The organism is Bradyrhizobium sp. USDA 4369 (genome assembly GCF_054056435.1).
Map to the genome: position 1 here is coordinate 7,239,608 of NZ_JBSRYH010000001.1, position 18,230 is coordinate 7,257,837.

Below are 18,230 nucleotides of genomic sequence, written 5' to 3' on the forward strand. Positions count from 1 at the left end.
GCGAAGCGAGCGATCGGGGTGGGGTGAGCCACAGCGGCACCGCCCGTGTGGCTCACCCCACCCCGTCTCACATTTTCGCGTTGCTCAAATGTGAGCCGACCCTCCCCCTCCAGGGGAGGGTGAACAATCTACGCCGTTCGGAGCGCACCGTCCTCGCGCATCATCTCCACCAGCATGCCTTCGCGCAGGCCCCGATCGGCGACGCGCAGCCGCGGCAGCGGGAACGATTGCCGGATGGCATCGAGAATGGCGCAGCCGGCCAGCACGAGATCGGCCCGGTCGATGCTGATGCAGTTGTTCTCGGCGCGCTCCTGGTAGCTCATCGCCAGCAGCTTGGCGATGGTCGCGGTGATGTCGGCGTCATTGATCCAGATGCCGTCGACCCGGCGACGGTCGTAGCGTGCGAGGTTGAGATGAATGCCCGCCAGCGTCGTCACCGTGCCGGAGGTGCCGAGCAGGTGCATGCCGGCGAGATCTCCGCCGTTGTCCGCCGCGAACGGGCCGACATGTCCGGCCACGTCCTCGACCATGGCGGCGTAGATCTCAGGCGTCACGTCGCGCCCGCCGAAACGCTCGGCCAGCGTGACGACGCCGAGCGGGATCGACATCCACGCCTTGATGCGCGGCTCGGCATTGCGGTCGGAAGGATCACGCTCGATCCGGACCAACTCGCTGGATCCGCCGCCGATATCGAACAGGATCGCCCCGCGCCCGGACGGATCCAGCAGCGGCGCGCAGCCCTTCACGGCCAGCGCCGCCTCGGTCTCGCGATCGATCACCTCGAGCTCGATGCCGGTTTCTGCCGCCACCCGGCTGCGGAACCCCTCCGCATTGGCCGCCGCGCGGCAGGCCTCCGTCGCGATCAGGCGCAGGCGCCTGGCCTTTTTGGATTGGATCTTGTCCCGGCAGATGCTGAGGGCGGCGATCGCCCGATCCATCGCCGCGTCGCTGATGCAGCCGGTGGTCGAGATGCCCTCGCCCAGCCGGACGATGCGCGAGAAGGAGTCGACCACGCGAAAACTGTCGCCCGAGGGACAGGCGATCAGGAGCCGGCAATTGTTGGTTCCAAGGTCCAGGGCCGCATACACGCTGCCGCCATTGCTGGCGCAGGGCTGTGACGCGACGTCCAGACCCGGATGCAAGCCGGGCTCCAGGTTCCCGCGCGGCGTGGGACCCTCCCGCAGCCGCGTGTCATTGATCATTCAAATGTCTTTCCGCTGGCCGAACCGGCCCAGATGGAAGTTCTCTTTCGTGAGACATTATCAGTGGATAGCCCCGGCGCAACAGCCCCTCCGTCAGGCGTGATGCACCATTCCTAATCAACCGTTGTCCGGCCGCGGGGGCTGCACTATCTGGGAACAGCCCGCTTTTGCGCCTCATCCAGCCTCCCGGATCGTTCATCCATGCAAGATCACACCTCGCCGGCTTCCCTCGAAAACGCGATCGCGCTGCAGAAATTCGGCGTCGGGCAGCCGGTCCGGCGCAAGGAGGACGACACGCTGGTCCGCGGTCACGGCAAATATACCGATGATTTCAACCTGCCGGGCCAAGCCTATGCCTGGATCGTCCGCTCCAGCCATGCCCATGGGATCATCAAGGGCATCGACACCACGGCCGCCAAGGCCATGCCGGGCGTGCTCGGGGTGTGGACCGGTGCTGATCTCGCCGCGGCCGCCTATGGCCCGTTCACCTGCGGCCTGCCGCTGAAGAGCCGGGACGGCTCGCCGCTGCTGCAGACCAATCGGCCGGCGCTTGCCACCGACAAGGTGCGCTTCGTCGGTGATCCCATCGCCTTCGTGGTGGCAGAGACCGCGGCCCAGGCCCGCGACGCGGCCGAGGCGGTCGAACTCGACATCGAGCCCCTGCCCGCGGTCACCAACGCCGAGGAGGCGACCAAGCCCGGCGCGCCGCAGCTCTACGATCACATCCCCAATAACGTCGCGCTCGATTACCATTATGGCGACACCGCCAAGATCGACGAGGCGTTCGCCAAGGCCGCGCATGTGACCAGGCTCGACATCGTCAACACCCGCGTCGCCGTGGTGTCGATGGAGCCGCGCGTGGCGCTCGCCGCGTTCGATGGCAAGACCGAGCGCTTCACCTTGCAGGTGCCGACCCAGGGCGTGTCCGGCAACAAGGCGACCTTGGCCAAAATCCTCAACGTCGCGCCGGACAAGGTCCGCATCCTCACCACCAATGTCGGCGGCTCCTTCGGGATGAAGAACGTCTCCTATCCCGAATATGTCTGCATCCTGCACGCGGCCAGAGAGCTCGGGCGTCCGGTAAAGTGGCGCGACGAGCGCACCACCGCCTTCCTGTCGGACAGCCAGGGCCGCGACCAGATCATCCATGGCGAGCTGGCGCTGGACGCCGACGGCAAGTTCCTTGCCGTGCGGCTGTCGGGCTATGGCAATCTCGGCGCCTACATCATGGGCGTGGCGCCGCTGCCGCTGTCGCTCAACACCGGCAAGAACCTCGCCAGCGTCTACAAGACGCCGCTGCTCGGCGTCGACATCAAGACCGTGCTGACCAACGTCACCCTGATGGGCGCCTATCGCGGTGCCGGCCGGCCCGAGGCGAACTACTTCATGGAGCGGCTGATCGACACCTCCGCGCGTGAGATGGGCATCGACCGCCTCACCATCCGGAAGCGCAACTTCATCAAGCCGAGCCAGATGCCGTTCCCGGCGGCCTCCGGTGTCACCTATGACTCGGGTGATTTCGCCGCGGTGTTCGAGAAGGCGCTCGCTGTCTCGGACTATGCCGGCTTCGCCAAGCGCAAGCGCGAGAGCCGCAAGAATGGCAAGCTGCGCGGCATCGCCGTCGGCTCCTATCTGGAGGTTACCGCGCCGCCGTCGGGCGAACTCGGCAAGATCACCTTCGATGCCGATGGCGGCGTCACGCTCACCACTGGCACGCTCGATTACGGCCAGGGCCATGCCACGCCGTTCGCGCAGGTACTGTCGGCGCAGCTCGGCGTGCCGTTCGAGAAGATCCGGCTGGAGCAGAGCGACTCCGACCTCGTGCGGTTCGGCAACGGCACCGGCGGTTCGCGCTCGATCACCGCGACCGGCCAGGCCATCGTGGAGTCGTCGCAGCTCGTCATCGCCAAGGGCAAGCAGGCGGCGGCGCATCTGCTGGAGGCCTCGGAGGCCGACATCGAGTTCGCGGGCGGCCAGTTCACCATCGCCGGCACCGACCGCACCATCGACATCATGGAGCTGGCGCGCCGTATGCGCGAGGGCAAGATGCCCGAGGGCCTGCCGGCCTCGCTCGACGTCGACCACAATTCGACCGCGACAGAGTCGACCTTCCCGAACGGCTGCCATGTCTGCGAGGTCGAGATCGAGCCGGACACCGGCGTCGCCCAGATCGTCGCCTATACCGCGATCAACGATTTCGGCACCGTCATCAATCCGATGATCGTCGCGGGCCAGCTGCATGGCGGCGTCGCGCAAGGCATCGGCCAGGCGATGATGGAGCATCTGCGCTACGACGAGAGCGGCCAGCCCATCACGGGATCGCTGATGGACTACGCGCTGCCGCGCGCCTCCGACGTGCCGATGATGACGGTCGACAATCACCCAGTACCGGCGAAGTCCAACCCGCTCGGCACCAAGGGCTGCGGCGAAGCCGGCTGCGCCGGCTCGATGGCGAGCGTCATCAACGCCGTGATCGACGCGCTGTCCGACTACGGCGTGAAGCATCTGGACATGCCGCTGACGACCGAGAAGATCTGGCGCGCGATCCAGGAGAGCAAGGCGAAGTCGGCGGCGTGAGCACGCCGTCCTTCAGCGCGAACGCGGAGGCGATTCCTCGCTCTTTCCTCCGTCATGGCCGGGCTCGCCCCGGCCATCCACGAGTCCCGACGACGATCGACATGGATGCCCGGGACAAGCCCGGGCATGACGAGTGATTGTTCGGAGGCAGCGTGCCTCTCATGTCGCCCGATATGGCCGCGCGGCACGCTCAACCGTTATCGTCCGCACAGGCAGGACAAGCCCGGCCACGACGAGTGATTGTCGAAACACGGCGTCATTGCGAGCGCAGCGACGCAATCCAGAGTCCCGCCCGCCACCCTGGATTGCTTCGCTGCGCTCGCAATGACGGAGTATGGGGCAAGCAGCGCGCCCCACACTCCGCTGTCATCGTCCGCGAAAGCGAAAGCGGACGATCCAGTACTCCGAGACGGTCGTGATTGAGCCGAGACGCCGCGGCGTACGGGATGCCCGCCTGCGCGGGCATGACGGTTGTGTCGGGGAAGGCCGCCTGCCTCTTTCCGGGTCGAGCCGTTACGCCGCCGCCTGCGCGCGCGGCTGGTAGATCGCGACATGGTGGCAATGCGCCAGCGGACGCGTGCCGTTCGCCACCACCAGCGCGTCGATCTCGACGAAGCGGTGGCCCTTCTTCTCGTAGTTGGCGACCACCCGTCCCCGTGCTGTGATCTCGTCGGTCTCGGCGATCACCGACAGCAGCTGCATCCGGCTGCCGACGTGGATCCAGGGACCGAGCACGACATTGTCCACCAGCAGCCGGTTCATCACCCGCTGCAGCATGCCGGGATGGCCGAGCCGGTCGTTCGCATAGAGCGGGTCGCGCTCGCGGATCTCATCGAGATACAGCTTCGCCGCCTGCCCTGGCCAGGCGCGTGGCGCGGTGCCGAGCCAGCTGCCGACAGCGAAGGACTCCGCGCTGACGGGAGGCCGCATGGCAGCCGGCGGAACATCGCGGTATTCGGCCAGCACGACATCCGGCGCTGCCGCCGGCAATGACGCGGAACCGGTGGCGCACAGCTGGCCGTGGCTTTTCACCTCGAGCCCCATGCCATCGCCCACCTCCTCTGCCCTGACCTCGGCGATCTCGCCATCATAGACCGGCTTGATGAAGCGCACCTCAATCAGCCCGCGCTCCAGGAATGTCCGGCCCCAGCGGGCCACCGGCTGATGCAGCATATAGGCCAGCACCTCGACGCCGGGCACGAGGCCGCCGGCGAAGCCGAAACGGCGCGCCACGGCATCATCATGCATCTTGTTCTCGGATTGCTTGGCCGTGTTGAACGCCTCGACCGCGTACGCCGCGAGTCCGCCTGTCATGCTTGCCTCCCTTTGAGCCTTTTCGGCGATGGTAGCGGCCGGAAAGGTCCTGGCAAGCGCAGCGTTTGGCTCGCAATTCCTGGCGCGATGGAGTACCAACCGGCCATCCCGATGAAAGGCCCGATGACCACCGAAGCCGCCCCGATCCGCATCTATGTCGACGCCGACGCCTGCCCGGTGAAGGACGAGATCTACCGCGTCGCGCTCCGGCACGGCCTGCCGGTGATCGTCGTCGCCGGCGGCTTCATCCGCGTGCCGGACGATCCCCTGATCAGCCGCGTGGCGGCCGGCAGCGGCATGGACGCGGCCGACGATTGGATCGCCGAGCGCACCGGCGCCGACGACATCGTCATCACCGCGGACATTCCGCTCGCGAGCCGCTGCGTCAAGGTCGGCAGCGCCGTGATCGCGCCGAACGGCAAGCCGTTCACGGAGGAGTCGATCGGCATGACCTTGGCGGTGCGCAACCTGATGACCGATCTGCGCTCATCAGGCGAGGTCACCGGCGGGCCGCGCTCGTTCACCCCACGCGACCGCTCCACCTTTCTCTCCACCCTCGATACGACGATCCGCCGCCTGCAGCGCCAGCGCGCGGCGCGGGTCCCGCAGCAACAGAGCTAGAGCATGGCGCCCCCCCTGATCCAATTGAAAGACATCCGCCTGACCTTCGGCGGCACGGCGCTGCTGCAGGGCGTCGAGCTGTCGGTCTCGCCCGGCGAGCGCGTCTGCCTGATCGGCCGCAACGGCTCCGGCAAATCCACTTTGCTGAAGATCGCCGCCGGCCTGGTCGATTGCGACAGCGGCACGCGCTTCGTGCAGCCGGGCGCTACGGTGCGCTATCTGCCGCAGGAGCCGGATTTCTCTGGCCATCCCACCACGCTGTCTTACGTCGAGGCCGGGCTCGGGCCCGGCGACGATCATTACCAGGCCCGCTACCTGGTCGAGCAACTCGGGCTGACCGGCGAGGAAGACCCGGCGCATGTCTCGGGCGGCGAGGCGCGCCGCGCGGCGCTGGCGCGGGTGCTCGCGCCGAACCCGGACATCCTGCTGCTGGACGAGCCGACCAACCATCTCGACCTCACCACGATCGAATGGTTGGAGAACGAGCTCGACGGCCGGCGCTCCGCGCTGGTGCTGATCAGCCACGACCGCCGCTTCCTGACCAATCTGTCGCGCTCAACCGCGTGGCTCGATCGCGGCCAGATCAAGCAGATCGACCGCGGCTTCGCCGGCTTCGAAGCGTGGCGCGACGAGGTGCTGGCCGAAGAGGAGCGCGAGCAGCACAAGCTCGACCGCAAGATCGTCAACGAGGAGCACTGGCTGCGCTACGGCGTGTCCGGCCGGCGCAAGCGCAACGTCAAGCGGCTCGCCAATCTGCATGCGCTGCGCCAGCAGCGCCGCGACTATCGCGGAGCCGTGGGGAGCGCCAATCTCGCCGCCGCCGAGGCCGACAAGTCCGGCAAGCTCGTCATCGAGGCCAAGGGCGCGTCGAAGAGTTATGGTGATCGCAAGATCGTCGACAATTTCTCCATCCGCATCCAGCGCGGCGACCGCATCGGCATCGTCGGCCCCAACGGCGCCGGTAAGACCACGCTGGTCAACCTGCTCACCGGCGGCAGCGCGCCCGACAGCGGCAGCGTCCGGCTCGGCGTCAACCTGGAGATGGCGACGCTCGACCAGCATCGCGAAAGCCTCGATCCACGAACGACGCTGGCGGAGGCGCTGACCGGCGGCCGCGGTGACCACGTCATGGTGGCGGGCAAACCGAAACACGTCGTCGGCTACATGGAGGACTTCCTGTTCTCGCGCGAGCAGATGCGCACGCCGCTCGAGGTGCTCTCCGGCGGCGAGCGCGGCCGGCTGATGCTGGCGCGCGCGCTGGCCAAGCCGTCGAACCTGTTGGTGCTGGACGAGCCGACCAACGATCTCGATCTCGATACGCTGGATGTGCTCGAGGACATGCTCGGCGACTATGAGGGCACGGTCATCCTGATCAGCCACGACCGCGACTTCCTCGACCGCGTCGTCACCTCAGTGATCGTGCCCGAGGGCAACGGCAAATGGCAGGAATACGCCGGCGGCTACAGCGACATGCTGGTGCAGCGCGGCGCCGATCTGAAGCGCGAGCACGCCGCGGCAGCCGCAGCTGCGGCCGACGAGAAGAAGGCGGCCAAGCCTGCCGCGACGGCTTCGAGCACGCCGAAGCGCAAACTCTCCTTCAACGAGAAGCACGCGCTGGAGACCTTGCCGAAGACCATTGCGAAGCTGCAAGCAGAGATCGCCAAGCAGCAGAAGCTGCTCGACGACCCCGCGCTGTATACGAAGGACCGCAAGACATTCGACGCCGCGTCGCTGGCCCTCGCCACTGCACAGGCCGAGGTCACCGCCGCCGAGGACCGCTGGCTGGAGCTCGAAATGCTGCGCGAGGAGATCGAGGGCGGGTGACGGCGCCATAGGGTGGGCCAAGGCGCGCCAGCGCCGTGCCCACCACAGTCTTGCGCAACAGAAGACGGTGGGCACGCTTCGCTTTGCCCACCCTACGTTCTCTTCGTCATTGCGAGCGAAGCGAAGCAATCCAGAGCTGTGGATGGGACTCTGGATTGCTTCGTCGCTTCGCTCCTCGCAATGACGGCAACATGGAGTGAATGAGATGACCACCCCGCTCGCCGCCAAGATCGCAAGGGAATACGGCACCCCGTGCGCCGTCATCGACATGGACAGGGTCGAGCGCAACATCGCGCGCATCCAGGCGCAGTGCGCGGCGGCCGGCGTCGCCAATCGTCCCCACATCAAGACCCATAAGAGCCCCGTGCTGGCGAAGCTGCAGATCGAGGCAGGCGCGCACGGCATCACCTGCCAGAAGATCGGCGAGGCCGAGATCATGGCGGAGGCCGGCATCGCCAATATCCTGATCAGCTACAATCTGATTGGCGAGGAGAAGATGGCGCGGCTCGCCGCGCTGCAGGCCAAGGCCGACATGACGGTCGCCGCCGACAATCCGGTCGTCATCGCCGGCCTGCCGGAGGCGGCGAAGCAATCCGGCCGCACGCTCTCCGTCGTGGTCGAATGCGACACCGGGCGCAAACGCGCTGGTGTTGAAACGCCGGCCGAGGCGATCCAGCTCGCGCGCCAGATCGAGGCGTCAGAGGGCCTGCGCTTTGCCGGCTTCATGCTATATCCGACCGAGACCGGCTGGGACGAGGCGCAGCGCTTCTATGACGAGGCGCTCGCCGGCGTGCGCGCCGAAGGGCTGGACGCGGCCATCGTCTCGACCGGCGGCTCGCCCAACCTGAAGAATCTCGGCAAGCTCACGGGCGCCACCGAGCATCGTCCGGGCACCTACATCTACAACGATCGCATGCAGGTCGCCGCCGGCGTCGCCACCTGGGACGATTGCGCGCTGCACATCTACTCCACCGTCGTCAGCCGCGCCGCGCCCGAGCGCGGCATTCTCGATGCCGGCTCGAAGACGCTGACCACGGACACCGGCGGGCTCGACGGCCACGGCCTGATCCTGGAGCATCCGGAGGCCAAGATCGCGCGCTTCGCCGAGGAGCACGGCTTCCTTGATCTGTCGCGCAGCAACACCCGGCCCAATGTCGGCGACGTCGTCCGCATCGTCCCCAACCATGTCTGCGTCGTCGTCAACATGATGGACGAGGTCGTGATGGTCCGCGGCGACGAGATCCTTGGAACGCTGCCGGTCGCAGCCAGGGGCAAGCTGCGCTAGACTCACAGGTCTGTCAGTATTGGAATCGGATTCCCACCGTCGCCGTCGTCGCCATCGAGTTGACGGTGGGTATCGTCGATCTCAGCCAATCCTGCCGGACGTCGGCCTTCAGCTGCACTTCACGCGACAGCTTGTAGACGGCGCCAAGCGCAACGGAGTATCGATCGTCGGTCCGGACGATGCCCGCGAACCGGTCCTGACCAAAGCCGAACGACAACGTGGCACTGAGACGGGGATCGAATTCCTGCCGCGCCTGCAAGATCAGGTCACGCCGGAAGATCCCGCTCACGCCCGGTATGACGCTCTCGAGAGTGTCGGACGTTCCGACCAGGACGAATGACGTCCTGTCGAATGGCCGATAGACGAGCGCCCCGTTCACGATCATGCCGGAGATCCCCGGCAGCATCGGATCGGCAAAACGCCGCGTCAAATATCCGACCGCAATCTCGCCGGCCAATCGTCCAGCAAAGGCCAGGCTCAGTCCGGCGCTGACCACGGTGCCGTTGGAATCGCGCCTAACGCCGCCGAAATCCACCGGGATGTCGTGCACCCTGCGGTCCAGCGTCACGTCGACGAACGGACTGATCTGCGGCGACAATGCGTAAGACACGCGCGTCTGCACGGCAGGCTGGGTGAAATTGCGGTCCTTGTTCGGGATCGGCGCGTCATCGCCAGGGCGCGCGCCGCTGAAGGTGCTCCGATCGACCAGCCCCTTCACCGAGACGCTGACGTCGTCGAGCTTCTGGCTGACGCCCAATGTCGCTCCGGATTTGGAGACGAAGGTGCCTCTGGGGGCTTCGAGCACCCGGTCGACGGGATCGAGCGCATACCGGACCTCGCCATTGATCGACCGATCATCCGTGATGTCGTAGCGGCCATCGATCTTCGCATCGACCGCCGGAGCGTTGAGCACGGGCACGCCTTGCGTCTGGCTGTAACCGACGCTCAGATCCGCATTGAGCTCGTGCCGCTCGAATTGCGAACGTATTTCGAGCTCGTGGACGACAGAGCGCGTCTGCGCCGGCCTGCCGCCCCGCGGCATCCGCAGCGGATTGGAGTCGACCCCGACGGTCAGCTCCAGTGCCGGCTTGATCACAAAGCCCCCGACCTTGATTCCCTTCGGTTCGAAGGGATCTTCATCCTCGGCCTTCTCCTCCGGCTTGGGAGCCTCCGCGACCTCCTCCAGCTTCGGCACGACCGGCGCGACCGGCCGCTTGGGTGCAACGGACCGGCTCTTGATGTGACAACGGACCAACGCGCGCCAGATCCGGGCGGCATCATTGGGGGGCACCCGCATCAAGGCAAGGCATCCTGTGCCTTCGAGCATCACGCCCGGCAAGGGCAGCGGCTTCGCCGCGGCCGGGGCGAAGCGAACGGCTCGCGCCAGGCTCTCCCGCGGATCGATCGATTTGAACCGCCGCAACAACAAGGGGTCTGCGTCGGCGACCGGCCGCAACAGCAATGTTTCAGCCCTGACGGCGGCTGCAGCACGGTCGACCGAAAGCGTGATGGTAAGCAGCAGACAATGCAATACGATGCGGCAAGCCGCGCCAAGCAATCGCCGCGTGATCCCCTTCGCCCGAACCAAAGCTGACGCTTTCGCATGTCTCACAACAAACTCGGGCAACGCATCGGGCCGATGCGTTCGGCGCATCTGCTCATCAAGGCGCAACGGCTATCGTCGACGTCCGAGGCGACGTCGGCGATCTGCCGCCCTCGAGATGGACCGTCGGCGAGCGACGCTGACGGACGGTCGTTCTCTCCCGAGGGCGGCCGCTTACACGGTCGACATGGCCCGGCTTACTTTGCAGCTTGTGCGGTTTTGGCAGCAGCTTGTGCCGTCTTGGCCGCTGCCTTATTGGCCGCATTGTTGGCCTGTGCCGCCACCTTCCCGGCAGCGGCCTGGGCCGCCTTCGCCGCGGCCTGTTTCGCGGCCTTGGCCTTCTGCTCAGCTGCCTCCTTCGCTGCCTTGGCAGCCTTCTTTTCCGCAGCCTTCGCGGCCTTGGCTTTCTTTTCGGCTGCCTCCTTCGCTGCCTTGGCAGCCTTCTTCTCAGCAGCTTTCGCCGCTTTGGCCTTCTGCTCGGCTGCTTCCTTCGCAGCCTTGGCGGCCTTCGCCTCTGCAGCCTTCGCCGCCTTGGCCTTCTGCTCGGCAGCTTCCTTCGCAGCCTTGGCGGCCTTCGCCTCTGCAGCCTTCGCCGCCTTGGCCTTCTGCTCGGCTGCTTCCTTCGCAGCCTTGGCAGCCTTCGCCTCTGCGGCCTTCGCCGCCTTGGCCTTCTGCTCGGCCGCTTCCTTCGCAGCCTTGGCAGCCTTTGCCTCTGCAGCCTTCGCCGCCTTGGCCTTTTGCTCAGCCGCCTCCTTCGCAGCCTTCGCAGCCGCCTTGTCCGCAGCCTTCGCTGCGTTCGCCTTCTGCTCTGCGGCCTTGGCGGCGTTGGCATTGGCCGCTGCCGCCTTGTCGGCGGCCTTCGCGACGGCCGCCGTCTGCTTGTCTGCAGCCGTCGCCGCCTTGGTGGCGGCCTTCGCAGCGGCCGCGGTCTGCTTGTCTGCAGCGGTGGCCGCCTTGGTGGCAGCCTGAGTCACGGTCTTTGCAGCGACGGCCGCCGTCTTGTCGGCGGCCTTGAGTGTATCCATCGCCTTCTTGCCGGCGGCCTGGGCCGCCGCCACCGCGTTGTTGGCCTTCTGATCGACGGCGGCCGCAGCCTTCAAATTGGCACGCGGATTCGCTAGAGCCGCATTGTTGCCAGCGAATACTGGATTGGACGACACACCAATGCCGATCAGCACAGCCGCAGCTGTCCTGACGATCCTGAGGTTCTTCATCTTTACGTTCTCCACGAGACGGTCGATTGTTGACGCCTTATTCGCTACAAAATGTAACACTTGCAATGCGTCGCGATATTGACGGCAATTCGACGATGTATGGTCGTTTAGGACACGACTAATTAGTTGATCGTGGCGATGCCGGCGCCGTTATTGGTCTACGGACGCCACATTTGTTCGCTCAACAAACAGTCCGATGAATGCGAGCAGGCGCAATCTGATCAGACCGATCGGCATGGCTCCTTGTTCCGCGAGGCTCAGGCGCCAGAAGCAGCCACAAGCTGCTGGATCCCAGCCCTTGTTCGGGCATGATCGTTTCGGAAATCTCGGTTTCCGGTTTTCCGGATCTAGTCAGCGCCGACAGCGAGGCCGGAAATGCGTCCGTCTGCGGCGGTGACGATCCGCCAATCGAGCTCGCCGTTGCTGAAGCGCGCGCGGAACCGATCGCCGACGGCGCTATCGCCGCCGATAAAGCGAAGCGACTCGAACCGGCCGAGATCGGTCAACATGCGCTGCCAAACGGCGAGCCTCTCGCGTCCATTGCGCGCCATCGACCGGGTCAGCATCTTCTCGTCGATCCGACCGTCACGCATTGCGGCCATGTAGTCCAGCAGCCGCGTCTGGCTCTGCGGATCCGGCGTCTCATGGACCACGGGCGCGCCCAGCACAGCGCCACTCTCGCTTCCCCGCACCTCGGTGACACGGGTCGCCTTGCCAGGAAGAACGATTCCGATGCAATCGCCGGCCTTGTCGGTGATGACGATCGACCGATCGAGTTTCGTTGCGACCTCGCCGCGCGTGTCCGGTTCGAAACTGCTTTGAAATCTGCGCTCGCCATCCGGCCCGACCAGGTAGGCGTTGACGGGTCCTTCGCTGTGATTGATCAGGGTCACGTCGATCGACAGCGCTCCGGCGGGCTCGCCGGCGGGGATTTCGGCTCCGCAGGGCACATAGGCTCCCGGCGTGTCGTCTCCGTACCAGCGAAAGGCCAGCCGCTTCACGGTCCGATCGCCGTCCAAGAGCACTCTGAATCGAGCACTCCCCCACGCAAACTGGGCATCGAAGACGTCCAGCCCGTCCGCCGCGACTCCGGCAAACCGAAGCTGCTGAAGCGCGCCGAGTGCCTGCAGCTCACGCTTGGCCTTGAGCAGCCTGACCCGAAGCTCCTGCGGAAATCTCTGTTTCAGCTGCGTCGAGTCGACCTCGCCGCGCTGCAACTGCGCGATCGTATCGCGCAGAATCTCCTCACTACCAGCCGCCGCCCTTTGAGCCAGAACGCGGTCGATCCTCATCGCGGTCCGACGAATATGCTCCACTTCGAGCTCTCGCGCCGTTGCGCCATCGATCCGCGTGGCCAGCGTCGCACCGACACCCGGCTCGAAGATCACGAGGTTCAGCGCGCTTGCCGAGGGATCCCGAATGAACAGAAAATGCTTGCCGGTCGCTCGGCACAGGAACACCCGATCGGCTACAGGTTCGATCTCATCTCCGGTCACCAGACCAGGCTTCTCGACGCGGAGGCGGTCTCCCTCTCTGGTAATTCGGATCAAAGTATCGAATCCCGCCTGATAGTTTCCGGCGTATTCGGCATCGAACAGCCGCGCATCGAGCCGAGAGGCCTGCGGTGCAAACTGCGGCAATCCACTGATGCGCGGCAGCCGCGTCGTCTTGCCCTTGCGAATGAGCATCGCGCCCGAGACTTGGCCCGCATCATCCAACGTGAAGCGAAGCCTGAGCGACATGCCGACATCGCCATATGAGCCGTCGCGGGCTGCTTCGATCTCGACCTTCGGCTGATAGCCGAGCTGAGCGAAACTCCTGCCGTTCTCTGCGGAAATGACCAGGATCTTGAACGAATCGACTTGGTAGAACCCTGCGATCGTCTCGGCCGATCGCGGCTCACGGAGGATGACGGCCTTCTCGGGAGCGATACCCGGATTCCGCGACGCGGTAGCGTCCTCGCTCTGGGCCACGGTTCGGTCCGGTGCGGCTATCCGCTGGGCAGGCCATAGGCGGCCGTCCTGGTGACTGGTCAGCGCATCGACGTGTCCATCCGCATCGGCGACGAAGGAGATTTGTGCATCAATATCCTTGAAGAAGAAGTGCAGATCGTCTTCGGCAAATAGCTCCATTCTGCGGCTGCCACTGTACCGGCCGAACAGCCGATCGCCCTCTCGGCTGATTTCGAGGTGGAGCCGCGGATTCTCACGATAATGTCCGACCAAGCGGTCGAAGGCGGCCGGGTCAATCCTGGCTGCGCTGTGCGTGCGCGCCTGTTCGACGAGACGCTGCTCGAGCAGGTCGGCGGCACGGCGTGCGACGTCGGCCGAGACCCGCGACGCACGGATGTGCGTGCCGTTCTGATGCAGCACCATGGCAATGGCGCGCGCCCCGGCCCTGCCGATGAAGGATAGTTCGAAGCTTCGATCAGTGTAGAAGAAATCGCGCTCGCTCTCCGGCAACACTTCGATCTTGTTCTGGCCGGTACGCTGCACGAACAGATGCTGCTTGTCGCGCGTCACGGTCAACACCAAGTCGGGCAGGACCGCCGGATCGGCCTGATAGTAGCCGACATAGCTGTCGAGCTGCTCGGGGGGAACCATCACGGCCCGCACGGCCCCCGAGGTCCTGCGCGCCGTGAACTCATCCCAGCTGACGTCCAGCGGCAGATAGCCGTAGCCGATCCTGCCTGCACTCAGCAGAATGAGGGTGCAGCAGGCGCCATAGGTGGCGATGCGTTTGCGCAATGCGGGCCGTTCCGAAACGCAGTCGGAGTCCAGGATCCGCTCGATCCGTTGGGCAACGATCGCATGCATCAGGGCGACCATGCCACGAGGTGGCGGCGCCGGGTTGCTGGCCACCCCGAGCAGCACTTCCGCATAGGCCAGGCGATCGCCGATGCCTTCGATCGCCTCGTCGTCGCTTCGCATCTCTGCCAAAGCTGCGACCCTGTAGCAGAGATACCAGGCGAGCGGATTGATCCAGAACACTGCGCGGTGCAAGGTCGCGAACAGCAGCGTGTAAAAATCCAGATGACGGACATGGGAATGTTCGTGCCCGAGCACCGCAATTAGTTTGACGGGCTCCCAGTCGCGGTATTCCAAAGGCAGCAGGACGCTGCCGGCAAACGTCACCGGCGATCTGACGGCGGGGCTGACACGCACGTCGCCACCAGCAAGCGGCTCGTGAACGACCTCCGCCGAACGCCACAGCCTGACCGCGAACAGAATGCCCAGACTGATCCGCAACAGCAGCACGGCGGTCACCGTGACATAGAGGTAGAACACCAGTCCGCGCCAGTTCGGACGCCAATCCGGGAGTCGCGTACCGGCGCCGGGCGCGGCAGACGACGAGGACGTCGCGGCAACCGCATGGCTGTTGGCCTCGGCCCCGCCGACTTCGTGAGCCGAAGAGCCTTGATCGACAGCCGGGGCAACGCGCGCGGCGCCGTCCGGACCCGATCGCGCGCCACGAGCCATCGGCGGCTCGTCCGGCGCGCCTGGAAGCGGGATCGCTGCCGCGGGAGGATCTTCGTGCAGCGTGAGGGTGACCAGACTCGACCCGACCAGCGCAGGCATCGCGGTCGAGGCCAGCATCACGCAGACCCACACCCGCAACTCGATTCGCGGATTGACGACTCTGACCAGCCGCAGACCGATCCAGACTGCCGCCCCGAGGCCAAACGATCGCAGTGCGGCCTCCAGCAGCAAGTCCATCAACGCTCTCCCGACTTGCTCCTCGCAATCCTGTCAGCGAACGCCTTCAACTGGCGCTTATCGATGAGCTTCTCGTCGATCATGCCGACCAGGAGCTCCTCGACGGAGCCGCGACAGAACCAATTGACGATCTTGTTGACGGCGTTCGCCGCGACGGCCTCAGGCGGACGACTCGCGCTGTACAAATAAGTCCGGCCTTCGATCCTGTGGGACACATATCCCTTCTCTTCGAGACGCCGCAGCAAGGTCCGGACGGTCGAATCCTTCAGGTCACGATCGAGGAGCTCGCGGACCATCTCAGCCGTGACGGGCTGTCTGAGCCAGACGAGCTTCATGACGTCCCGTTCCAGATCACTCATGTCCGGTAGCTCTGACTGCACGCGCGTCTCCCTCGGTGCGCCTCCCGCGCATGACAAGTTGTAACGGTCAGCAAGTAGGCTTCGATTATGCTTGGATTAGGGCCAAGCACCGGTCTTTTTCTGGAGATGCGTGCTCCGCGACGGTGGCCCGATCAGTCAGTATGACCGGCTCCGTGCAGCCATGTCAGCACCCCCTTTGCGGCTGCTGCACCTGTCGCGAACGAAGCCTGCAGGAGATATCCGCCGGTCGGCGCCTCCCAATCCAGCATTTCGCCGGCGACAAACACACCCGGCCGCCGCCTGAGCATGAAGTCGGCATCGACCTCGCTGCGCGCGATACCGCCAGCGCTGGAGATCGCGCGTGCGAGTCCGGTGGTGCCGGTCAGACGGATCGGCACTCTGTTGATCAGGGCCGCGATCCGGTCCGGCGGCAGCGACGCCAGCGCGAGACCTTGCGCCTTCGCGGTCTCCTGCAGCAGGCCGATCGCGACCGGCGACAGGTGCAGCGCCTTGCGCAGCAGGTTCGAGAATGACTGCTTGCCGCGCGGCGCCGACATGCGGCTGATCAGGTCCGCGGTCGCGAGATCAGGCCGCAGCGCGATGTGCAGGATCGCCTCGCCCGTCCGCGCGAGCGACTCGCGCATCTCAGCCGAGAGCGCATAGACGGCGCCGCCTTCGATGCCGTCGCGCGTCACCACCGCCTCCCCGCGCACAATGCGTTCGCCGAACGACAACGCAATGCCCTTCAACGGCTGGCCCTCGAACCGGTCGCGAAAGATGTCGGACCACGCGACGCTGAAGCCGCAATTGGCTGGCCGCAGCGGCGCGATGGTGACGCCCTGGGCGGCGAGGATCGATACCCAGCCGCCGTCGGAGCCGAGCCGCGGCCAACTGGCGCCACCGAGCGCGAGCACGGTGGCGTCGGCCGCGACCGCGCGTGGTCCATCGGGCGTCGCTAAGCACAGGCGACCATCGTCCCATCCGGTCCAGCGATGGCGCAGTTCGAAGCGCACGCCTTGCCCGGCGAGACGGCGGAGCCAGGCCCGCAGCAGCGGCGAGGCCTTCATCGCAACCGGAAACACCCGGCCCGAGGACCCGACGAACGTCGGCTCGCCCAGCGCCTCGCACCACGCGCGCAGCCGCTGCGGGGGGAAGGCGCGGATCGCCGGCTCCAGCCAGGACGAGGCGTCGCGGTAGCGCGACAGGAATGCGGGCAGCTCCTCGCTGTGGGTGAGATTGAGCCCGCCGCGGCCGGCCATCAGAAACTTGCGCGCGACCGATGGCATCGCGTCGTAGACGGTGACGGCCGCGCCGCCCTTGGCCAGCACCTCGGCCGCCATCAGCCCTGCGGGGCCGGCGCCGATGATGGCGACTTGGTTTGAAGGTGACATGGCGCCAATCTAGGCCGAGCAGGCCGCCATACAACAGGTCGTCATGCCCGGGATTGTCCCGCCTGCGCGGCCGAAGCCGCTTCGGCGCGGCGAAGGCCCGGGCATCCACGCCTCACCGCGCATGCGGTGCCAAAGACGTGGATGGCCGGGGCAAGCCCGGCCATGACGGTGGAGGGTTGGGCGGACATATCGCCTTACAGCTTGATCCCGAGCCGCGCTGCGGCCTGGCCGACATATTTCTGCGTCTGCTCGAATGCGCCCTGCAGGGCGCGCGCCTTCGACATGTCGCTGATCTCGGCAAAGTGCGCGGCGATCGCGTCCGGCGTCCACTCCTCCGGCGGCAGGTTGATGCCCTCGGTCTCCAGGATCTTGATCACCGCAAAGGAGCCCGCACCGGCGCCCATGATGGTGCGGGTCGGGGCATCCTCGCTGAGCAGATATTCCACTGCGGGCGTGATCGCCTCCGGCTTCATCAGCTGCAGCGCCTGCGGCGGCAGCAGTTCCTCGGTCATGCGCGTGGCGGCCGTCGGCGAGATGATGTTGACGCGGATGTTGGTCTTGCGGCCCTCCTCCGCCAGGACGTTCATCAACCCGACCATGCCCGACTTCGCGGCGCCGTAATTAGCCTGGCCGAAATTACCGAACAGGCCGGACGACGACGTCGTCATGACGATGCGGCCGTAGTTGCGCTCGCGCATGCCGTTCCACACCGCCTTGCAGCAATAGAAGGTACCGACGAGATGCACGTCCAGCACCTTGGCGAAATCGGCGACCTCCATCTTGCCGAACGATTTGTCTCTGAGGATGCCGGCATTGGCGCACATGATGTCGACGCTGCCCCATTCCTTGGTGGCGCGTTCGACCATCGCGGTGACCTGCTCGAAATTCGAGACGTCGGCGCCGTCGGCTATCGCGGTGCCGCCGGCCTTGCGGATCTCCTCGACGACCGTCTCCGCCGCGGTCAACGAGCCGCCGGTGCCGTCACGCGCGCCTCCGAAATCATTGACCACGACCTTTGCGCCGCGGCTCGCCAGCCCCAGCGCATGCGCGCGCCCGAGACCATTGCCTGCGCCGGTGACGATGGCGACGCGTCCGTCAAACCTGATTGCCATGATGTTGTGTCC

At 66.0% G+C, this 18,230-nt stretch carries 12 protein-coding genes; 4 read left to right on the forward strand and 8 right to left on the reverse strand.

The features are described 5' to 3' along the window. Positions 1-128: 128 nt before the first annotated feature. Positions 129-1,202: a Ppx/GppA phosphatase family protein gene (locus tag ACVIJ6_RS32915; RefSeq protein WP_456776120.1), complete on the reverse strand. Its 1,074-nt coding sequence runs from the start codon at positions 1,200-1,202 to the stop codon at positions 129-131. A 201-nt stretch (positions 1,203-1,403) separates the two neighbouring features. On the opposite strand from ACVIJ6_RS32915, the gene ACVIJ6_RS32920 reads away from it, so the two are divergent. Beyond that, a complete protein-coding gene (locus ACVIJ6_RS32920; RefSeq protein ID WP_456776121.1) occupies positions 1,404-3,779 on the forward strand; it encodes a xanthine dehydrogenase family protein molybdopterin-binding subunit in 2,376 nt (791 codons plus the stop codon). A 513-nt stretch (positions 3,780-4,292) separates the two neighbouring features. Here the strand turns inward: ACVIJ6_RS32920 and ACVIJ6_RS32925 are convergent. Then, positions 4,293-5,093: a hypothetical protein gene (locus ACVIJ6_RS32925; protein WP_456776122.1), complete on the reverse strand. Its 801-nt coding sequence runs from the start codon at positions 5,091-5,093 to the stop codon at positions 4,293-4,295. 123 nt (positions 5,094-5,216) lie between these two features. On the opposite strand from ACVIJ6_RS32925, the gene ACVIJ6_RS32930 reads away from it, so the two are divergent. The 3 genes from ACVIJ6_RS32930 (at position 5,217) to ACVIJ6_RS32940 (ending at position 8,823) form a co-directional block, all read left to right on the forward strand. Continuing rightward, positions 5,217-5,714 carry a YaiI/YqxD family protein gene (locus tag ACVIJ6_RS32930; RefSeq protein ID WP_456776123.1) on the forward strand — a complete coding sequence of 166 codons (498 nt, stop codon included), beginning with the start codon at positions 5,217-5,219 and terminating at the stop codon, positions 5,712-5,714. A 3-nt stretch (positions 5,715-5,717) separates the two neighbouring features. Then, positions 5,718-7,538 (forward strand): ABC-F family ATP-binding cassette domain-containing protein, encoded by a 1,821-nt coding sequence (locus ACVIJ6_RS32935; RefSeq protein WP_456776124.1) that lies wholly within the window; start codon positions 5,718-5,720, stop codon positions 7,536-7,538. A gap of 205 nt (positions 7,539-7,743) precedes the next feature. After that, positions 7,744-8,823 carry a D-TA family PLP-dependent enzyme gene (locus ACVIJ6_RS32940; RefSeq protein ID WP_456776125.1) on the forward strand — a complete coding sequence of 360 codons (1,080 nt, stop codon included), beginning with the start codon at positions 7,744-7,746 and terminating at the stop codon, positions 8,821-8,823. Positions 8,824-8,836: 13 nt separating this feature from the next. On the opposite strand, the gene ACVIJ6_RS32945 is transcribed toward ACVIJ6_RS32940, so the two are convergent. The 6 genes from ACVIJ6_RS32945 to ACVIJ6_RS32970 all read right to left on the reverse strand — a co-directional run bounded on the left by ACVIJ6_RS32945 (position 8,837) and on the right by ACVIJ6_RS32970 (position 18,218). Then, the gene (locus ACVIJ6_RS32945) at positions 8,837-10,381 is read right to left on the reverse strand and encodes an outer membrane beta-barrel protein (RefSeq protein ID WP_456776126.1); all 1,545 of its coding nucleotides are present in this window, start codon (positions 10,379-10,381) and stop codon (positions 8,837-8,839) included. Between the two features lie 242 nt (positions 10,382-10,623). Further along, on the reverse strand, positions 10,624-11,640 hold the full coding sequence (locus ACVIJ6_RS32950; protein WP_456776127.1) for a hypothetical protein: 1,017 nt from the start codon (positions 11,638-11,640) through the stop codon (positions 10,624-10,626). A 347-nt stretch (positions 11,641-11,987) separates the two neighbouring features. Continuing rightward, positions 11,988-15,356, reverse strand: a complete 3,369-nt coding sequence (locus tag ACVIJ6_RS32955; protein ID WP_456776128.1) for a DUF3471 domain-containing protein — start codon at positions 15,354-15,356, stop codon at positions 11,988-11,990. Further along, complete coding sequence (locus ACVIJ6_RS32960) at positions 15,356-15,715, reverse strand: BlaI/MecI/CopY family transcriptional regulator (protein WP_041750699.1); 360 nt, start codon at positions 15,713-15,715, stop codon at positions 15,356-15,358. The genes ACVIJ6_RS32955 and ACVIJ6_RS32960 overlap by 1 nt, the downstream gene beginning before the upstream one ends. A 152-nt stretch (positions 15,716-15,867) precedes the next feature. Further along, complete coding sequence (locus ACVIJ6_RS32965; RefSeq protein ID WP_456776129.1) at positions 15,868-17,106, reverse strand: NAD(P)/FAD-dependent oxidoreductase; 1,239 nt, start codon at positions 17,104-17,106, stop codon at positions 15,868-15,870. 194 nt (positions 17,107-17,300) lie between these two features. Further along, complete coding sequence (locus tag ACVIJ6_RS32970; RefSeq protein ID WP_456776130.1) at positions 17,301-18,218, reverse strand: SDR family NAD(P)-dependent oxidoreductase; 918 nt, start codon at positions 18,216-18,218, stop codon at positions 17,301-17,303. Between the last annotated feature and the right edge of the window lie 12 nt (positions 18,219-18,230).

Coding starts and splice junctions, on each gene's coding strand:
- ACVIJ6_RS32960 (WP_041750699.1), bottom strand. CDS start 15,715: ATGAGTGATCTGGAACGGGACGTCATGAAGCTCGTCTGGCTCAGACAG.
- ACVIJ6_RS32955 (WP_456776128.1), bottom strand. CDS start 15,356: ATGGACTTGCTGCTGGAGGCCGCACTGCGATCGTTTGGCCTCGGGGCG.
- ACVIJ6_RS32915 (WP_456776120.1), bottom strand. CDS start 1,202: ATGATCAATGACACGCGGCTGCGGGAGGGTCCCACGCCGCGCGGGAAC.
- ACVIJ6_RS32925 (WP_456776122.1), bottom strand. CDS start 5,093: ATGACAGGCGGACTCGCGGCGTACGCGGTCGAGGCGTTCAACACGGCC.
- ACVIJ6_RS32970 (WP_456776130.1), bottom strand. CDS start 18,218: ATGGCAATCAGGTTTGACGGACGCGTCGCCATCGTCACCGGCGCAGGC.
- ACVIJ6_RS32950 (WP_456776127.1), bottom strand. CDS start 11,640: ATGAAGAACCTCAGGATCGTCAGGACAGCTGCGGCTGTGCTGATCGGC.
- ACVIJ6_RS32940 (WP_456776125.1), top strand. CDS start 7,744: ATGACCACCCCGCTCGCCGCCAAGATCGCAAGGGAATACGGCACCCCG.
- ACVIJ6_RS32935 (WP_456776124.1), top strand. CDS start 5,718: ATGGCGCCCCCCCTGATCCAATTGAAAGACATCCGCCTGACCTTCGGC.
- ACVIJ6_RS32920 (WP_456776121.1), top strand. CDS start 1,404: ATGCAAGATCACACCTCGCCGGCTTCCCTCGAAAACGCGATCGCGCTG.
- ACVIJ6_RS32930 (WP_456776123.1), top strand. CDS start 5,217: ATGACCACCGAAGCCGCCCCGATCCGCATCTATGTCGACGCCGACGCC.
- ACVIJ6_RS32965 (WP_456776129.1), bottom strand. CDS start 17,106: ATGTCACCTTCAAACCAAGTCGCCATCATCGGCGCCGGCCCCGCAGGG.